Consider the following 17,968-nt stretch of genomic DNA (forward strand, 5'->3'; position numbering starts at 1 on the left):
TTAAGCGGACCGGCGGTCCGAATCTTATCGCGACCGTCCCGGACGACGAAAGGACGATCATGTCGGACGACCCCACCGCGGTGTTCCACCGAGGCATGGAGCTGCTGCTCGCCAAGGACATGGCCGGATTCATCGCGCTGTTCGCCGAGGACGCGGTGCTGGAACTCCCGTTCGCGCCGCCCGGCCAGCCGCGCCGGGTAGCCGGACGCGCCGAGCTGCACGAGTACCTGATCAACTACCCGGCCCTGCTCGACGTCCGCGAAATCCGCGACCGGACCGTGCACGAGACCAGGGATCCCGAGGTCATCGTCGTCGAGTTCGTCGCCTCCGGTCTCGTCGTCGCCACGGGCCGGCCGTACGAGCTGCGCTACATCGCCGTCCTGACCATCAGGGCCGGGCAGCTCGTGCACTATCGCGACTTCTGGGATCCGATCGCCGCGCAGGAACTGCTCGGTGGCGGCCTGGTGCGCTCATGATCCTGGTCATCGGTGGCACCGGGACCACCGGCCGTATCGTCGCCGCCACGCTTGCCGAACGCGGTCACCCCACCCGGATCGCCAGCCGACGCCCCTCCACCGCCGGAGTCCGCTTCGACTGGCGCGACCCGACCACCCACCCGGACGCGCTGGCTGGCGTGCGTGCGATCTACGCCATCCCTCCGACCGGCGAGGTCGATCCGGCACCGGTCATGCTGCCCTTCCTTGAGCGGGCACGCAGCGCCGGTGTCCGCCGGGTGGTTCTGCTCAGCTCCTCGGCCGTCCCTCCCGCCGCGCACGGACTTGGCCTGGTGCACGCACGGCTGGGTGAGCTGTTCGAGGAATGGGCGGTACTGCGGCCGTCCTGGTTCATGGAGAACTTCGTGGGTGAGCAGCCGTACGCCGTGAGCGCCCGCGAGCATGGCGAGATCGTCAGCGCCACCGGCACCGCACGGGTCGGTTTCGTCGACCCGGCCGACATCGCCGAGGTGGCGGTGCGGGCCCTCACGGACCCGACGCCGCACAACACCGACCACGTCATCACCGGACCGGAGGCGCTGAGCTACGACACTGTCGCCGCCGTCCTCACCGAGGTCGGTGGTCGTACGGTCCGGCACCGTCCGATCGACGCGGCGGAACTGGCCGCCCGCCACAGCGCGAACGGCATGCCGCCGGACTACGCCCGCTTCCTCGCCAGCCTGGACACGGCGATCGCGGCGGGCGCGGAGGACCGGACGACCTCGACCGTCGTAGACGTGACCGGTCGTACGCCACGATCCTTCCGGGACTTCTGCCGGGACCGCCTGCGCGGCGACCGTCCTGGCTGACGCTCGGTCGGCTGCCCAACTCCCGCCGGTGGTGGTGGTTGCGGCGGTGACGACGACCTGGGCGAGGTCGCCGCCGTTCAGATTCGCTGGCCGTCGACGCGGTGTCGGACGGCTACGCCGCGCGGCCGGCACCGGGTCCGGTGGTCCCGCCGGGGCAGATCACGCAGCGGAGGTGACGTAGCCTCCGGCCATGATCGAACGGGTGAGGGTCGCGGTCGTCGGTGTCGGTAACAACACGTCGGCGCTGGTGCAGGGGCTTGCTCTCTACCGCCAGAGCGGCAGCCTGGTCGGAATCCGCAGGCCGATGATCGACGGGTTCGGGGTGGGGGACATCGACATCGTGGCGGCCTTCGCCACCTCCGAGGAGAAGATCGGTCGGGACCTGACCGAGGCGATCTTCCTGGCGCCCAACAACTACCCCCGGCTGGACTGCGACCTGCCCAGAGCGGGTGTGCCGGTCACGAAGGGCCTCGTCGATGCGGGCGAGGTGCAGCGGGTGGCCGCGGCGCTGGCAGGGGCGGAGGTGCTGCTCTACTCGGCGCCGAGTGGCCGGCCGGGAACCGCCCAGGCGTACGCCGCGGCAGCTCGCACCGCGGGTGTCGCCTTCATCAACACCACCGCCGACCCGGTCGCCCGCGATCCCCGGCTGCTGGACAGCTTCGAGGCTGCCGGTCTGCCGTTGCTCGGCGACGACCTGGCGAGCCAGTTCGGCACCTCGGTGTTGCACAACGCGCTGCTGCGGCTGTTGAGGGAGCGGGGCCTGACGCTGGTCAGCTCCTACCAGGTCAATCTGGGCGGCACCGAGGACTTCCGCAACCTGGTCGAGAACCCCGACACCAAGAAGCGGTCCAAGCTCAACGCCCTCTCGGAGGCGGACAGCGTCGAGGTCGCCCCGCTCGGGTACCTGCCACATCTCGCGTCGCAGAAGGTGGCTCACCTCAACATCGAGGCGCAGGGTTGGGGTGGGACGGCGGTGAGCCTCGACGTGAAGCTGAAGGTGCACGACCCGAGCGGTGCCGCCGGCGTCAACATCGACCTCATCCGCATCGCGGCCAGCGCGCTACGGAACGGGCGTGGTGGTCATGCTGCTGAGGCGACGTCGTTGCTCAAGTCGCCGCCGGGTACGGCGATCTGACGTCCGGCTCCGTCAGGCCGCGCCCACGGAGCGGTAGACGTCCAGCGTCTGACCGGCGATGGCGTCCCAGGAGAAGTGCCGCACCGCGCGCTGGCGGCCGGCCAGGCCGAACCGCTCGGTGCGCGCCGGGTCGGCGAGCAGCGTGTTGAGCGCCGCCGCCAGGTCGGCGACGAACTTCTCCGGCTGCAACGGCGTCCCGGACCCGTCGGTGACCTGCTGGATCGGCACCAGCAGGCCCGTCTCGTCGTCGGCCACCACCTCGGGAATGCCGCCGGTCGCGGTCGCCACCACCGCTGTCTCGCAGGCCATCGCCTCCAGGTTGACGATGCCCATCGGCTCGTAGATCGACGGGCAGGCGAAGACTGTGGCGTGGGTGAGCACCTGGATCACCTCGGGCTTGGGCAGCATCTCGGCGACCCAGACCACGCCGGAGCGACTGGCCCGCAACTCGGCGACCAACTCCGCCACCTCGGCGGCGATCTCCGGAGTGTCCGGCGCTCCGGCGAGGAGCACGAGCTGGGTGTCGGCCGGCAGTTCCCGCCCGGCCCGCAACAAATAGGGCAGCCCCTTCTGCCGGGTGATCCTGCCCACGTAGACCACGCTGGGGCGGGACGGGTCGATGCCCAGCCGGTCCAGCACGTCGGTGCCGGAGTCCGGGGCGTACTGCACGGTGTCGATGCCGTTGTAGACCACCCGGACCTTCGACGGGTCGATCTGCGGGTAGGCGGTGAGCACGTCGTTGCGCATCCCGCCACTGACCGCGATCACCGCGTCGGCGGCCTCCATCGCGGTGCGCTCGATCCAGGAGGAGAGCGCGTACCCGCCGCCGAGCTGCTCGGCCTTCCACGGCCGCAGCGGCTCCAGGCTGTGCGCGGTCACCACGTGCGGCACCCCGTGCAGCAGCTTCGCGGTGTGCCCGGCCAGGTTCGCGTACCAGGTGTGGCTGTGCACCACGTCGGCGCCGGCCGTGCCGGCGGCCATCTCCAGGTCCACACCCATCGTGCGCAGCGCGGCGTTCGCGCCGGTCAGGCCGGGCGGTTCGGGGTACGCGGTGACGCCCGGCTCGGTGCGCGGCAGGCCGAAGCAGTGCACCCGGACGTCGGCGCGGCGGCGCAACTCCCGGGCCAGGTACTCGACGTGCACCCCGGCGCCGCCGTAGACCTCCGGCGGGTACTCGCGGGTGAGCAGATCGACGCGCAGCGGGGTGGGTTCCGTCATGACCCCGCACCCTAATGCAGAAGAGTCCCCGTACGAGTGGTGAAGTGCGACGCGGGTGGATAGCGTCGGGGCATGGCTGCCAAGGTGCTCGCGATCGTCCTGGCGGGTGGGGAGGGCAAGCGCCTGATGCCACTCACCACGGACCGGGCCAAGCCGGCCGTCCCGTTCGGCGGGATGTACCGCATGGTCGACTTCGTCCTCTCCAACCTGGCCAACGCCGGCTATCTCAAGATCGTCGTGCTGACCCAGTACAAGTCCCACTCCCTCGACCGACACATCACCAAGACCTGGCGGATGTCCACGCTGCTCGGCAACTACGTCACCCCGGTGCCCGCGCAGCAGCGTCGTGGGCCGTGGTGGTTCGCCGGCTCGGCCGACGCCATCTACCAGAGCTTCAACCTGATCCACGACGAGCAGCCCGACTACGTGATCGTCTTCGGCGCCGACCACATCTACCGGATGGACCCGCGGCAGATGGTGGAGGACCACATCGCCTCCGGCGCCGCGGTCACCGTCGCCGGCATCCGCCAGCCGCTGTCGATGGCCGACCAGTTCGGCGTCATCGAGGTCGGCGAGGACGGCAAGCGGATCCGCGCGTTCCGGGAGAAGCCGACCGACGCGGTCGGTCTGGCGGACGCGCCGGACGAGATCTACGCCTCGATGGGCAACTACGTCTTCACCACCCGGGCGCTCTGCGAGGCGGTCGAGCGCGACGCGGAGGACAAGACCAGCAAGCACGACATGGGCGGCAGCATCATCCCGATGCTCGTCGAGCGGGGCGAGGCGAACGTCTACGACTTCCGCGACAACGAGGTGCCGGGCAGCACCGACCGGGACCGCGGCTACTGGCGCGACGTCGGAACGCTCGACTCGTTCTACGACGCGCACATGGATCTGATCAACGTGCACCCCGTCTTCAACATGTACAACTTCGACTGGCCGATCTACACCGAGCAACTGCCGTGGCCGCCGGCGAAGTTCGTCCACCAGTGGGGTGAGCGGGTCGGCCGCGCGGTCGGCTCGATGGTCTCCCCGGGCGTGGTCATCTCCGGCTCACTCGTCGAGAACTCGATCGTCTCGCCGAAGGTGCGGGTGCACTCCTGGGCGCACGTCGAGGGCTCGGTGCTGATGGAGGGTGTGGAGATCGGCCGGCACGCGGTGGTCCGGCGGGCCATCCTGGACAAGAACGTGTTCGTCCCGGAGGGCGTCGAGATCGGCGTCGACCTGGAGAAGGACCGGCAGCGCTACACCGTTTCCGACAATGGCATCGTCGTGATCGGCAAGGGCCAGAAGGTCGTACCGTGACCGAGCCGCACTCCCCGAGGAGGTTCCCGCAGTGACCCACCCCCGTGCCGGCCAGCCCGCCGAGCCCGCCGACCTGGTCGACGTGCCGCGCCTGGTGACCGCCTACTACGCCGAGCATCCGGACCCAGCGGACCCGGCCCAGCAGGTCTCCTTCGGCACCTCCGGCCACCGCGGCTCCAGCCTGCGCAACGCGTTCAACTCCGATCACATCCTGGCGGTCACCCAGGCGCTCTGCGACTACCGACGCGAGCAGGGCCTGGACGGGCCGCTGTTCCTCGCCCGGGACACCCACGCGCTGTCCGCCCCGGCCGCCGTGGACGCCCTGGAGGTGCTCGCCGCCAACGGCGTCACCGTGCTCGTCGACAGCCGCGACGGCTACACCCCGACCCCGGCGCTGTCGCACGCGATCCTCACCCACAACCGGGGGCGGACCAGCGGGCTCGCCGACGGCATCGTCATCACCCCGTCGCACAACCCCCCGGACGACGGCGGCTTCAAGTACAACCCCACCAACGGCGGGCCGGCCGACACCGACGTCACCCGGTGGATCCAGGACCGCGCCAACGCGATCCTCACCGCCGGGCTCAAGGAGGTCCGCCGGATCACCTACGCGCGGGCCCGGGCCGCGGACACCACCGGGGAGTACGACTTCCTCGCGCACTACGTCGACGACCTGCCCGCGGCGATCGACATCGACGCCATCCGCGACGCCGGGATCCGGATCGGCGCGGACCCGCTTGGCGGTGCGAGCGTGGCGTACTGGGGGGAGATCGCCGAACGGCACCGACTGGACCTGACCGTGGTCAACCCGAACGTCGACCCGACCTGGCGGTTCATGACCCTCGACGGCGACGGCAAGATCCGGATGGACTGCTCCTCGCCCAACGCGATGGCGTCGCTGATCGCCGCCCGCGCCGACTTCCAGATCTCCACCGGCAACGACGCGGACGCCGACCGGCACGGCATCGTCACCCCGGACGCCGGCCTGATGAACCCCAACCACTACCTGGCGGTGGCGATCGGGCACCTGTTCCGGACGCGTACCCAGTGGGGGCCGGACGCCGCGGTGGGCAAGACGCTCGTCTCCTCGTCGATGATCGATCGGGTCGCCGCCGACCTGGGTCGGCCGCTGCTGGAGGTGCCGGTCGGCTTCAAGTGGTTCGTGCCCGGCCTGCTGGACGGCGCGGTCGGCTTCGGCGGTGAGGAGAGCGCCGGGGCGTCTTTCCTGCGCCGGGACGGCTCCACCTGGACGACCGACAAGGACGGGCTGCTGCTCTGCCTGCTTGCCGCCGAGATCCTCGCCACCACCGGGCGTAGCCCGAGCGAGCACTGGGCCGAGCTGGCCGAGAGGTTCGGCGCGCCCGCGTACGCCCGGATCGACGCCCCGGCCACCCGGGAGCAGAAGGCCGTGCTCGCCAAGCTCTCCCCGGAGCAGGTGACCGCCACCGAGCTGGCCGGTGAGCCGATCACCGCGACGCTGACCACCGCGCCGGGCAACAACGCCCCGATCGGCGGCCTGAAGGTGAGCACGAAGTCCGGTTGGTTCGCCGCGAGGCCCTCCGGCACGGAGGACGTCTACAAGATCTACGCCGAGTCCTTCCAGGGCCCCGACCACCTCAAGCAGATCCAAGAAGAAGCCAAAAACCTGGTAGACCAAGCCCTAACCCAGCCCTAACCCCCACCCCCACCCCCACCCCCCCTGCTCGCGGTGATCATGAGGTTGACGGGCTCGTTGATCTCCAATCGTCCCGTCAACCTCATGATCAACGCCTGCGGGGGTGGGGTGGGGTGGGGTGGGTGGGGGTGGGGTGGGTGGGGGTTAGCAGGGTGGGGGGATTTGTTGTTGGGCTCTTCTTCGTAGTTCTTCGGGGAGTAGCTCGCGGAGCTGCTCCGGCAGGAACGGCAGGTCGAGCAGTGTCATCTTCAACTGGTTGCGTTCCTGGTAACGCAGCGGGTCGAAGCGGACCACCAGGCCGGCGTTGCGGCGGTACGTGATGTCCACGGCCCCCTCCGTGGCCGCGTCACGGAACACCAGCCCGTCCATCTCCACCACGACCGGCGACGAGTCGGGCCGGAGTTCCAACCGGATCTTCTCGTCCGGGGAGAGCACCACCGACCGGGAGATGCCGGCCATCGGGGCCGACGGCGTGATCACCACCGAGTCCGCGGCGGGGGAGATCAGTGGACCCCCGGCCGCGTAGCTGTACGCCGTCGAGCCGATCGGGGTGCTGACCACCACGGCGTCGCTGCGGTAGTAGCCGTACTGCTGGCCGTCGATGCCGAGGGTGACGCTGACGAAACCCGAACCGGGCTGGCGGACCAACGCGATGTCGTTGAACGCCACGACGTCGTCACCGCACACGTCGCACGCGAGGCAGGCGTGCGACTCGACGGTGAAGTCCTTCGACAGCAGCCGGCTCAGCGCGTCGGGCAGCTCCGGCGGCTCGATCTCGACGAGGAAACCCAGACGACCCAGGTGTACGCCGAGCACCGGCTTCGGGTCCGCGACGGCGGAGCGCAGCGCGCCCAGCATGGTGCCGTCACCACCGATGCTGATCAACGCGTTGGAGCGGGTGACCAACTCGTCGGCCGGGACCGGCTCGACACATCCCGGTACGCGGTGCTGGTCCTCCGCGCGGACCATCAGCGTCTTGCGATGACGAGTGGCCCACCGTTCGATGATTCCGACCACCTCGGTGACATCCCGGGTGGGGTGCAGCACAAGTCCCAGCCCCGACACTCGTACAGCTCACCACATTCGCGGTGGCCGCACCCGGCGTACACCGAAGGTGCGCCGGCGGTCCGGAGACCGACCGGCGCACCTCGCCGCCGTCAGGGTCGGGGTCGACCGGTGAGGTGTCCCAGCGAGCGGGCGACCAGGTCATCGCGGGCCGCCGAGGGCAGACCCTCCAGCCCGAAGCCCAGGTAGACCGTGTCGCCGGTGACCACCACCGAGCCCTCCTCGAACGCCCGCTGGCTGCGCGACCAGTCGGTGGCGTTGCCACCGGATCCGGCGGGTGGCCCGGCCACCGTCCAGCCGCCCAGGTCGGCCGACTCGAACGAGGTCTCCGCCACGGTCGCCCCGCCGACAAGCACCCGGGCGTCGTCCAGGAAGACGCCGAGACCCTGCGTGGCCCAGTCCGAGGCGTACGTGATCGACACCTCGACCTGCTTACCGGCGTAACCGGACAGGTCCGCCACCCACTCCTTCCAGCCGCCGGAGGCACCGGACGCCGCGTTCCAGTTGCCGGTGGTCCCGGTGGGCGAGCAGTCCGCACCCTGATAGTGGGCGACGAACGGGTGCAGCTCGTCCCAGTTGCCGAGGCAGCTCTCCCCGGTGGCCGTGCTGGTCTTGCCGTTGGCGTCCGGCAGGGTCGTCCAGTTGTCGCTGCCCACCTCGTGGGCCTCGACGAAGAGGAAGTCCCAGTCCTGCTCGATGTCGTACGAGGTGAAGAAGCGCAACTCACCACTGCTCGCCCCGGTCAGGTCCACCGTCCGGGTGAGCCGCTTGTACGACTCGTCGCTCTGCCCGCTGTGCAGATACCACTCACCGGTACGCGGATCGAACGGCGCGCCGGTCGGACGGGTCCAGCCCACCGGCGCGGAGCTGGCGAACTGGGGGAACTCGTCCGGCGGCAGGAAGCCCGACGTGGTGAGGAACGACGCGCCGTGCTCCTGGTTCTGCGCCGAACCGGGCGCGTTGAGCTGCCCGCTGAAGCCGGCGAACGCCCCGTCGGTGCCGGCGACCGGGTACGGTCCCCCCTCCGGGGCGGTGCCGCCGTCGCTGACGTAGGTGTACGCGCCCAGCCAGTACTGCTGGAAGTCGTTCAACAACGGCAGGCAAGCGTCCGACTCGGCGTCGGTGCACTCGGGCGGCGCGTCCGGGTGATAGACGTACGAGCCGTTGGCGCCCTGCGCGTACAGCGCGTACTGGCCGCTGATCAGCAGCTTGCCGCCCTCGTTGAGGTAGTCGCGGACGGCCAGCTCGGTGTCCAGCGCCGCCTTGGCCGTGGTGCCGGGCACCTGGCCGGGAGCCCGCAGGATGACGTCGTCACCGGTTTCCCAGACCACGGTCCTGTAGTGCGACAGCACGCCCAGCGGGTGTGGCGCCTTGCGTCCCATCGTGTCGAAGTCGTACACGTCGCTGCTGCGCCCGGCGGCGCCCAGCGACGCCGCGACCTCGTCGGCGTACTTCGCGGTGGTGCCGGTCTGCGTCGGGCTGAGGCCGGTGACGTCCTCCATCGCGAGGACCAGCACGTCCCCGCCGATGTCGCCGTGCACCCGGTAGGTGAAGTGGGTACTGGCGACCACTCCGGCCCGGGGCTTGTTCCCGGTGAACCAGACCTCCACCCGGTCACCCGGTTTTGCGCCGGTGACCGTGCCGCGCAGCTCGGCGTAGTAGTCGTCGTGCGTGTCGCCGTACCGCTCGCCGCCGCGCCACTCGCGGACCGCGACGGTCTTCGGCCGTCCGCCGTTGACCGTGTAGTGCATCCGGACGTTCTTCAGCGCCCGCCGGGTGATCGAGGCGACCTGCTGGGTACGCCCGTACGAGGTGTCGAACGTGTCCACCACGAAGTCCGGGGTGCTCCGGCCGACCACCGACACCGGGTCGTCCGGGTCCGCCGCGGACCGGGCCACGGCCAACGCGAACGGCAGGTTCTTGTCGACCTCACCGGCGATGAGGGCCTCGTCGTCGGGGAAGATGAACTCGCTGACGCAGTCTTCCGGGCGCCACTGGTCGTCCGGGTCGACCGCCGACGCGGCCTCGCACGTGGACATCTCCGGGGTGAAGCCCAACGTGCCGTACTTGACGGTGGCGTGGCTGTCGGTGTCACCGTTCGTGGTGTACAGCTCGGCGGAGATGTCCGGGTCGTAGCCGGGCACCGCCGGGTGCGCGTCGTCGCCGGCCATCGCCTCGTAGATCACGTCGTCCGGGGTCGGCGTGCTCACCTGCCAGCCGACGCCGTAGAGCAGCAACTGGGCCGCCGAGTGGTAGTTGACGAAGAACTCGAACCCGACCCGCTTGAACAGCCGGTCCAGGGCCTTGGTCTCCGGCTCCGAGTTGGGGCTCGGGCCCCGGTAGGTCTCGCTGTTCGGCTCCGGCGACGAGCCCTCGTTGTCGTACCCCCACTTGTAGCTGAAGTTGCGGTTGAGGTCGACGCCGTCGACCGAGGTGATCTGCCCGTCGCCGTTGTTGTCCCGCAGGTTCTTGCGCCACAGGCGGTTGCCGGGCGTGAAGGTGTGGTCGTAGCCGTCGGGGTTGGCGACCGGCAGGAACCACAGCTCGGTGGTGTCCAGCAGGCGGGTGATCTCCCGGTCGGTGCCGTAGCTGTCGAGCACGTGGTGCATCAGCCGGCGGGTCATCTCCGGCGTGATCCACTCGCGGGCGTGCTGCGCACCGGCGTAGAGCACCGCCGGTCGCTTGCCGTCCGCGACGGTCCGCGCGTTCTTGGTGACCTTGACGGCGAGGATCGGCTGGCCCTGCTGGCTGCGACCGAGCGTCTCCACCTTGGCCAGCCTGGGGAACCGGGCGGCGGTGGCGTTCAGCTCGTCGCGGAGGCCGCCCGGCTCGCCGTACGGGCGGAAGGCCGTCCAGCCGGCCGCGGCCTGCTCCCGCAGCGCCTGGGACGCGTCCTTGCCGCGAACCCTCTTCACCGACAGGGGAACGCCCCTGTCGGTCAGCCGCTTGGCCTGCCGGCGGCTGAGCACGGTCTCGACACTCGTGCGGCCGGCCGAGTCCGGTTTCGCGTCGTGGCCGAGGTCGACCCCCGCCGCGCGCAGTTGATCCCGCTGTTTCGCGTCGACAGTGCCGACGTACACCTCCAGGCCGTCCTGGGCGTTCGGGTCGGACGACGGCCGCGCGCTGGCGGGTGGGGTCAGTGCCAGTGCGCCGAGCAGGGTGACCACGCTGGCGATCGCCAGTCGTCTCGGTCTCATCGCGCCTCCTTGGGTGAAGGACCTGTAGGCGCGAGCCTTCGGTGTGGCGTAATCGATGTCAATAGTTCGATGGGCGCGAGGTGGCTGACCGTGTTGGTGCGGGTGCCGCCAGTGATCGAGTGGTACTGGCTACCGGAGCGTCGTCGAGATGACGTCCGCGATGCGCGCACCCGCCGCGCCGTCCCACATCGGCGGTGTGGGCCAGATGGCGAGTCGTTGCGCCGCCACCGTGCTCGCCACGGTCTCGGCGAGCGTCGACCGGGTGACGAGGCGGTTGGTGCCGTGTGTGATCGTGATCGGGCGCTCGGTGTTGGGTCGCAGCGTCAGGCAGGGCACGCCGAGCATCGTCGTCTCCTCCTGCACCCCGCCGGAGTCGGTGACGACGACTGCCGCCCCCCGGACCAGACTGACGAACTCGAGGTAGCCCAGCGGGGCGACGACGCGCAGCGCGCGATGCGAGAGCAGGCCCGCGTTTTCGAGGTGACGCCGGCCGCGTGGGTGCAGCGGCAGGATGACCGGGAGCTGGTCGGCGACCGCGTGCATCGCCTTCACCAGGTCGACCGCGTCTGCCGCGTCGTCGACGTTGCCCGGTCGGTGCAGCGTCGCCACCACGTAGCGGTCGGGGAGCGCGAGCGCCGCACGGATGCCGGCGACGTCGAAGCGGTCGAGATTGGCCAACAGGGTGTCGATCATCGGGTTGCCGACCAGATGGATCTTCCCGGCCGCGACGCCCTCGGTCTCCAGGTGCGACACGGCGTCGGGGCTGGTGGCGAAGAGCAGGTCGGACACGTGGTCGACGACGATGCGGTTGATCTCCTCGGGCATGGACCTGTCGAAGCTGCGCAGGCCGGCCTCCACGTGCGCGACCGGGATGCCCAGCTTCGACGCGACGAGGGCCGCGGCGAGTGCGGAGTTGACGTCACCGTAGACGACGGTGAGCGCCGGGCGGTCGGCGATCATCAGCTCTTCCAGGCCGGTCATGACACTCGCGGTCTGACGTGCGTGGCTGCCCGAACCCACCCCGAGGTTGATGTCCGGCTCGGGGAGGCCCAGTTGCCGGAAGAAGACCTCGGACATCCGCTCGTCGTAGTGCTGTCCGGTGTGGACGAGGCGCTGCGGCACGCCGTGCCGCTCCAGGGCGCGGATCACCGGCGCTGCCTTGGGAAAGTTGGGACGGGCACCCGCGACGTGTAGAACGGCGTCGGCTGGCATGGATCTCCTCGTGATTTCGGGACGAATCAGCGACGGCGCGCCAATAGTACAAGTTATCCAGTTTAGAGCATCTAATCGGCATAGAATGCCGAATGACGGATGAGTCACGGTGTGTGTTGCCTGCGCGGCGGCCTGCCGTCGACGATGTTCTTACCTCCCGAAGGCAGGCAGACCCGCGTGAAGCAGATCGTCCAATCGGTGTCCGGCGGACAGTTGCGAGTTGTCGAGGTTCCCCAGCCAGAGCCCGGTCCCACCGAGGTGCTCGTCGCCACGCGCAGGTCCCTGCTCTCCGCGGGCACCGAGCGCGCCGTGCGCGAGCTGGCATCGGCGAGCCTGCTGCGCAAGGCACGGGCCCGGCCGGATCTGGTCCGCCAGGTCGTCAACCGGGCACGCACCGGGGGAGTCCGCTCCACGCTCGCCGCGGTGCGCAGCCGGCTCGACGAGGACATGCCGCTCGGCTACAGCGCCGCGGGTGTCGTCGTCACCGCCGGTGCCGCCACCGAGGGCATCCGACCCGGGATGCGGGTGGCCACCGCCTCGGTGGGGCACGCCGAGTACCAGTCGGTGCCGGGTCTGCTCGCCGTACCCGTGCCGGAGTCGGTGTCCGACGAGGCTGCCGCCTTCGGCGCGGTGGCGGCGATCGCCATGCAGGGCCTGCGGCAGGCCGAGGTGGGGCTCGGCGGTTCGGTCGCGGTCGTGGGTCTCGGCCTGGTCGGGCAACTGACGGTACGACTGGCGCTCGCCTCGGGGCTCCGCGTCATCGGCATCGACCTGCGCGACTGGACCGCTCAGTTGGCCGGCGAGTGCGGTGCGGTGGGCCTGGTCGAGGCGGGTGCGACGACCACCGACCAGATCATGGAACTGACCCGTGGCCGAGGCGTCGACGCCGTCCTGATCACGGCGGCGACGCCCTCGTCGGAGCCGGTCTCCCGCAGCACCGAGATCGCCCGTGACCGGGCCCGACTGGTCGTGGTCGGTGACGTCGGCCTGGACCTCGACCGTCGACGCTTCTACGAGCGCGAACTGGATCTCCGGTTCGCGCGCAGCTACGGGCCCGGCCGGCACGACCGGTCCTACGAGGAGTGGGGCATCGACTATCCGATCGGCCACGTGCGCTGGACGGCACGGCGCAACATTGAGTCCTATCTCGACCTGGTGGCCGGTGGCCGCGTCGCGGTCGACGACCTGGTGACGCACGTCTTCGAGATCGAGCGCGCGACGGCGGCCTACGAGGTGCTGGCCTCGGACCCGCGCTCGCTCGCGGTGCAGCTCAGTTACGCGGCCCCCGCGCAGCCGTCCCGGCAGACCATCACGATCCGCCCGCGCCGGACCTCGACGTCGCCGCGGGCCGGCCTGATCGGGGCCGGCATCTACGCCAGGGCGACGTTCCTGCCCGCGCTCAAGGCGGCGGGTTGGGCAGACGACCTCGTCGCCATCACGTCGGCCCGGGGCCTGTCCGCGCGGCACGTGGCCGAGCGCAACGGCATCGCCGTCGTGGCACCGACGGCCGAGGATCTGCTGGTCCGCGACGACGTCGACGTGGTGTTCGTCCTCAGCCGCCACGACTCGCACGCCCGTCTGGTGGTGCAGGCGCTCGACGCCGGCAAACACGTCTTCGTGGAGAAGCCACTCGCGCTGACCCAGGACGAACTCGACGACGTCAGAGCCGCCTACGACCGCAACTCCGGTCACCTGTTCGTCGGGTTCAACCGCCGGCACGCGCCGATGGTCGTGCACGCGAAGAGGGCCCTGGCCGCCGGGTCCGGGCCGATAACCGTCGCCTACCGGATCAACGCCGGGCAGTTGCCCGCCGCGCACTGGTACCACGACCGACGCCAGGGTGGCCGCATCCGGGGCGAGGTCTGCCACTTCATGGACCTGGCGTCGTGGCTGGTGGGCGAGCAGCCGCGGGTCGTGCACGCGTACGGCAGCGGTCGCGGCGAACCGGGCCTGGAGGAGGACGTGAGTGTCCTGCTCGGATACCCGGACGGGTCCACGGCGACGATCACGTACTCCACCCGGGGGCACCGGCACACACCGAAGGAGCGCCTGGAGGTCCTCGGTCGCGGGCACACCGTGGTGATCGACGACTTCCGGCGGCTGGAGATCGACGGCCGGGAGGTGAAGCGGGTGCCCGGCGGCAAGGGGCACCAGGAGCTGCTCGCCCGCACCCGCGCGGTGATCAGCGGGAACGTGCCCGACGAGCGGGACCTCGACGCGTCCTTCGGCACGACGAGGGCCGCGCTGTCCGCGATCGCCGCCCTGACGGGCATCCAGGAACACCCGTCGCGGCTGCCCACCCAGACCGACCTGGAGAGCGTGCGGGCCGGCTCCACCCCGTGACCCGCCGCCCCCGGCGGCCGGCGTCCGCGCGCCGCGCCCGCCGGGTCCGCGCACCGCGCCCGCCGGGTCCGCGCGCCGCGCCGGCAGGCGTGCCGGGTCAGCGCGGGGCGTCGTCGACAAGCGGCGCGAGCAGCCGCCCGAGCGCGTGGGCCATCGCGGTACGCGACTGGTTCGCCCGGATCCAACTCCGACCGGCCGCGCCCATCTTGGTCAACTCGTCCGGGCTCGCCTGCGTGATCTGGGCGAGACCGTGGGCGAGGTGGCCCGGCGGCGTCACGTACCCGGAATCCGCACCCAGCACGAGGTCACCGACGGTCCCCGGGCTGTTGGTGACGATCGGCAACCCGGCGGCCATGTAGTCGAACACCTTGTTGGGGCTGACCCCGGCACGGAACAACTCGACGTCGGCGAGCACGTGCACGCCGACGTCCGCGGCGTGCAGGAGGTCGGGGATCTCCGACTTCGGCACCGGGTCGAGGAAACGGACGTTGGGCCTGCCGAGCGCCAACGCCCGAAGGCGCGACTTCTCCACACCGGCACCCACCAGCACGACGTCGATCTCGGGTACCGCCTCGGCGGCGGCCAGCAGCAGGTCGAGCCCGTTGGCCGGGCCGTGTGCGCCCGCGTAGACGGCGGTCCGGCGGGTGAACCCGTACCGGCGCCGCAGCTCCGCTCGGCCCGTACTGGGTACGAAGTCCTCCGGGTCCGCCGCGTTCGGGATGAAGGCGATCTTCTCCGGCGCCACGCCGGTGCCCTCGATCGCCGCCCGTACGCCGGGCGCCATGATCACCACGCGGTCGGCGCGCTCGTACAGGAACCGTTCGAGGCGCGCCAACGCCCGGTAGGCCACCGACGTCTCCGACAACGTTCCCATCTCGACGAGCACCCGCGGCCACAGGTCCCGGACCTCCAGGACGAACGGCGTACGCCGCAGTGTCGCCACGACGCAGCCGGAGAGGCCGGCCAGGAGGTGCGGCGAGGAGGCGTAGACCACGTCGGGTCGGGGTTGCCGCAGGCCGGCCACCGTGGCCGTCACCGCGTAGCTGGCCCAGTTGACCACCCGGCCCAGACCGTTGCCCCGGTACGGGGTCACCGCGACCAGGTGGAACCCCGGCTGTGACCGCTGCGGCCGGCCGGTGATCATGTTTCGGCGGCCCGCGATGATCACGTGCGTCCAGCCGGGCAGCCGGCTGAACAACTCGATGTGCCGGGTGCCGCCGGGATGACCCGGGGGGACGGCGAAGTGGTTGAGGACGAGGACTCTGCGTGGTGTCATCGCGGTGCTCGCACGTGGTGGGTTTTCCCTGCGGTGAGGTCGGTGACGGTGAGTAGGGCGCCGGTGTCGTTCCAGGTCACCCGGAACCGGAGACCGTCGAGCGCGTCCGGCTCCGGCGGCGGCCCGGGTATCGCGCCGAGCCCCCACACGGTGGTGTCGGCCCGGCTCTCGGCCGTGATCCACGTCGCCGGCTCCCAGCGTCCGTACGTCCGGCTGTGCCAGCCCGCGAAGGGCGCCGACCGCCCGCGCACCGCCTCGTGACCGGCCAGTCCGACGAGGTCCAGCTTGGTCCCGCCAGCGATGAGGGTGTCGTCCTCCACGACGACGTCGGGGTGCAGCGGAACGGTGAGCGACCAGGACCGGGCGGCCACCGGCGGGTCGGCGAACTCGACGATCGCCACGTACCGCTCGGCCACCACCACCGCGCGGCCGACGCGCACCGGGTGCTCGCCGCGCGCGTACGCGTCGTGCCACCCGAAGACGATCGTGCGATCCGGCAGGACGAGCGGTGCCCCGAGGTGGCCATGGCCGGAGTTGAGCCAGCGGAACGCCCGGTGCGGGAGGAGCTGGTCCTGCCCGTCCGGGCGGCGCACGGGATGGGCGGCCGAGGTGCGCAACCCGTTGCGGACCTCCAGCGGGCCGTTGTAGGTGCCGGTGCCCGGGTCGGCGATCACCCACCGGTCGCCGTGTTTGACCCAGACCGAGGTCAGGTCGGCGTGGCCGTGCGAGGGACCGCCGTCCACCTTGAACCACACGCGCCACGGCCCTCGCTCGACAAGCGCGATACCGCCCGAGGTCGTCGCGGTCGACCGGGTGCGCATCCGCGTGACGAACTCCTCGGACGTGGCCTCGGGGCCGGGCGCGGGCGCGTACCACGCCAGTTCGTCGAAGTCGGCGTACCACCGCGCCGGTAGCCGTTCGCCGCACAACGCGAGCCCGAGCGCGGCGGAGCCGGCCACGTCGAGCGGGTCGCCGGAGGACGCGAGCACCCGCCCCTCGTCCCAGTCGCCGTACTGCGGGACGTCGCCGTCGAACACGCCGAGCCGGGCCAGGTGCAGGCTGGCGGCGTGCAGGTCCCGGTGGACGCGCGACGGCGCACCGCCGAGCAGCACCCGCACGACGAGCATCTCGAGGACGAAACGGTGGTAGGACAGCGAGTCCTCGATCATGCGACCGTCGGGCCCGAAGTGTCGGCGTTGCTGGGCCGCGAACATCCGCTCGCCGGTACGCGCCCACCAGCGCGCGCGCCGGGCGGTGGGAAACATCCGGGCGAGCAGCAGCAGCCCGAGTGCGTCGCCGAGCAGGTGGTTGTTGCGCATGCTGCTCAACGTGTAGGGCAGCTCGACCATCAGGTGCCGGGCGCTGGACAGCAGCAGTCGCTCCATGCCGGTCCCGACGTCGCGGGGCAGTCGGTCACCGACCAACGCGAGGATCTGGTTCCAGGCGATCGCCCGCAGCGCCAGTTCCAGGCTGGAATACCAGTTGACGCCCCGCTCCGGCGGGGACTGCGCACACCAGGCCCGGAGTAGCTCGTCGAGGCCCTCCTGCCACGGGCCGGCCGGGTCGAGGCGGGCCGCGCGGGCCAGGACGACCAGGTCCCGGTGGCGTGCCGCCTCCCAGGTGTGCTTCACGTCCGACAGCCGAGCCTCGGAGCGGATGTCGATGCGCCACCACGGGTCGCCCGCCGGCCACTGCCGCCCGGTCAGCGGGTCGGTGCCCCACGGTGCGGACACGCCCGTCGCCACCCGGGCGCCGAAGACCCGGAGCCCGTCGTTGAGCACGTGGCCGGCGTCGTCCAGGCAACGCTGCCGCGCACCGTCGCCGATCGGCAGCACGCTGGTCAGCGGCACCAACGCGGCCGGGTGGTGCCGGTGCGCCCGCCCGTGGAACAGGACGGCGTGGAATCCGCTGCGCTTGGATGCCTCGTACGCCGCGCGCAGTGGCGCCGACAGGCCCAGAGCGCGCGTGTCCACGGCGATCGCGCGGAGATCGGGTTTCACCTTGACCTTCCCCTTGGACGTTGGCACGGAGATTCCGTCGTTTGGTCCCGAGCGGGACGACGTCTATAGCAAGCTGCAACTGCCATCAAATCGGGCATTTGGCGCGTTCGTGGGAATGTTTTCCGGTCATGTGGTTGACGCGCGCCGGTCGGTGCGGGTCGTCGGTCTGTCGGGTGTCCAACGTCGCCGGTGCCGCTTCAGTGACGACGCCACCGGTGCCGCTCACGGACGAAGGGGAG

General features: G+C 70.9%; 12 protein-coding genes. 6 read left to right on the forward strand and 6 right to left on the reverse strand.

Annotated elements, in window-relative coordinates; genetic code table 11:
• The first annotated feature begins 59 nt into the window (after positions 1 to 59).
• From ACGFIW_RS05395 to ACGFIW_RS05405, 3 genes are all read left to right on the forward strand, one after another.
• On the forward strand, positions 60 to 476 hold the full coding sequence (locus tag ACGFIW_RS05395) for a nuclear transport factor 2 family protein (protein ID WP_393311051.1): 417 nt from the start codon (positions 60 to 62) through the stop codon (positions 474 to 476).
• Positions 473 to 1,303, forward strand: coding sequence for an NAD(P)H-binding protein (locus tag ACGFIW_RS05400; protein WP_393311052.1), 831 nt, complete (start codon positions 473 to 475; stop codon positions 1,301 to 1,303). The genes ACGFIW_RS05395 and ACGFIW_RS05400 overlap by 4 nt, the downstream gene beginning before the upstream one ends.
• Positions 1,304 to 1,493: 190 nt before the next feature.
• Complete coding sequence (locus ACGFIW_RS05405; protein WP_393311053.1) at positions 1,494 to 2,438, forward strand: inositol-3-phosphate synthase; 945 nt, start codon at positions 1,494 to 1,496, stop codon at positions 2,436 to 2,438.
• Positions 2,439 to 2,450: 12 nt separating this feature from the next.
• Here ACGFIW_RS05405 and glgA read toward each other — a convergent pair whose 3' ends face one another.
• Positions 2,451 to 3,656 carry a glycogen synthase gene (gene glgA / locus ACGFIW_RS05410; protein ID WP_393311054.1) on the reverse strand — a complete coding sequence of 402 codons (1,206 nt, stop codon included), beginning with the start codon at positions 3,654 to 3,656 and terminating at the stop codon, positions 2,451 to 2,453.
• 72 nt (positions 3,657 to 3,728) lie between these two features.
• Here glgA and glgC point away from each other — a divergent pair, with 72 nt between their 5' ends.
• Both glgC and pgm read left to right on the forward strand, forming a co-directional pair.
• Positions 3,729 to 4,961 carry a glucose-1-phosphate adenylyltransferase gene (glgC, locus tag ACGFIW_RS05415; RefSeq protein WP_393311055.1) on the forward strand — a complete coding sequence of 411 codons (1,233 nt, stop codon included), beginning with the start codon at positions 3,729 to 3,731 and terminating at the stop codon, positions 4,959 to 4,961.
• Positions 4,962 to 4,992: 31 nt separating this feature from the next.
• Complete coding sequence (gene pgm / locus ACGFIW_RS05420) at positions 4,993 to 6,636, forward strand: phosphoglucomutase (alpha-D-glucose-1,6-bisphosphate-dependent) (protein ID WP_393311056.1); 1,644 nt, start codon at positions 4,993 to 4,995, stop codon at positions 6,634 to 6,636.
• Positions 6,637 to 6,780: 144 nt separating this feature from the next.
• On the opposite strand, the gene ACGFIW_RS05425 is transcribed toward pgm, so the two are convergent.
• From ACGFIW_RS05425 to wecB, 3 genes are all read right to left on the reverse strand, one after another.
• On the reverse strand, positions 6,781 to 7,692 hold the full coding sequence (locus ACGFIW_RS05425; protein WP_393311266.1) for an NAD(+)/NADH kinase: 912 nt from the start codon (positions 7,690 to 7,692) through the stop codon (positions 6,781 to 6,783).
• A gap of 101 nt (positions 7,693 to 7,793) precedes the next feature.
• A complete protein-coding gene (locus ACGFIW_RS05430) occupies positions 7,794 to 10,898 on the reverse strand; it encodes a M14 family zinc carboxypeptidase (RefSeq protein WP_393311057.1) in 3,105 nt (1,034 codons plus the stop codon).
• A 129-nt stretch (positions 10,899 to 11,027) separates the two neighbouring features.
• Positions 11,028 to 12,110 carry a non-hydrolyzing UDP-N-acetylglucosamine 2-epimerase gene (wecB, locus tag ACGFIW_RS05435; protein WP_393311058.1) on the reverse strand — a complete coding sequence of 361 codons (1,083 nt, stop codon included), beginning with the start codon at positions 12,108 to 12,110 and terminating at the stop codon, positions 11,028 to 11,030.
• A gap of 177 nt (positions 12,111 to 12,287) precedes the next feature.
• Between wecB and ACGFIW_RS05440 the strand changes: the two genes are divergently transcribed.
• Positions 12,288 to 14,453, forward strand: a complete 2,166-nt coding sequence (locus ACGFIW_RS05440) for a bi-domain-containing oxidoreductase (protein ID WP_393311059.1) — start codon at positions 12,288 to 12,290, stop codon at positions 14,451 to 14,453.
• A gap of 97 nt (positions 14,454 to 14,550) precedes the next feature.
• Here ACGFIW_RS05440 and ACGFIW_RS05445 read toward each other — a convergent pair whose 3' ends face one another.
• A complete protein-coding gene (locus tag ACGFIW_RS05445) occupies positions 14,551 to 15,729 on the reverse strand; it encodes a glycosyltransferase family 4 protein (RefSeq protein WP_393311060.1) in 1,179 nt (392 codons plus the stop codon).
• The gene (locus tag ACGFIW_RS05450) at positions 15,726 to 17,756 is read right to left on the reverse strand and encodes a heparinase II/III family protein (protein ID WP_393311061.1); all 2,031 of its coding nucleotides are present in this window, start codon (positions 17,754 to 17,756) and stop codon (positions 15,726 to 15,728) included. Before ACGFIW_RS05450 ends, ACGFIW_RS05445 begins: the two co-directional genes overlap by 4 nt.
• Between the last annotated feature and the right edge of the window lie 212 nt (positions 17,757 to 17,968).

The organism is Micromonospora sp. NPDC048935 (assembly GCF_043197875.1).
Taxonomy (GTDB): Bacteria; Actinomycetota; Actinomycetes; order Mycobacteriales; family Micromonosporaceae; genus Micromonospora.

Coding starts and splice junctions, on each gene's coding strand:
- ACGFIW_RS05430 (WP_393311057.1), bottom strand. CDS start 10,898: ATGAGACCGAGACGACTGGCGATCGCCAGCGTGGTCACCCTGCTCGGC.
- ACGFIW_RS05400 (WP_393311052.1), top strand. CDS start 473: ATGATCCTGGTCATCGGTGGCACCGGGACCACCGGCCGTATCGTCGCC.
- ACGFIW_RS05445 (WP_393311060.1), bottom strand. CDS start 15,729: ATGACACCACGCAGAGTCCTCGTCCTCAACCACTTCGCCGTCCCCCCG.
- ACGFIW_RS05395 (WP_393311051.1), top strand. CDS start 60: ATGTCGGACGACCCCACCGCGGTGTTCCACCGAGGCATGGAGCTGCTG.
- glgA (WP_393311054.1), bottom strand. CDS start 3,656: ATGACGGAACCCACCCCGCTGCGCGTCGATCTGCTCACCCGCGAGTAC.
- wecB (WP_393311058.1), bottom strand. CDS start 12,110: ATGCCAGCCGACGCCGTTCTACACGTCGCGGGTGCCCGTCCCAACTTT.
- ACGFIW_RS05405 (WP_393311053.1), top strand. CDS start 1,494: ATGATCGAACGGGTGAGGGTCGCGGTCGTCGGTGTCGGTAACAACACG.
- glgC (WP_393311055.1), top strand. CDS start 3,729: ATGGCTGCCAAGGTGCTCGCGATCGTCCTGGCGGGTGGGGAGGGCAAG.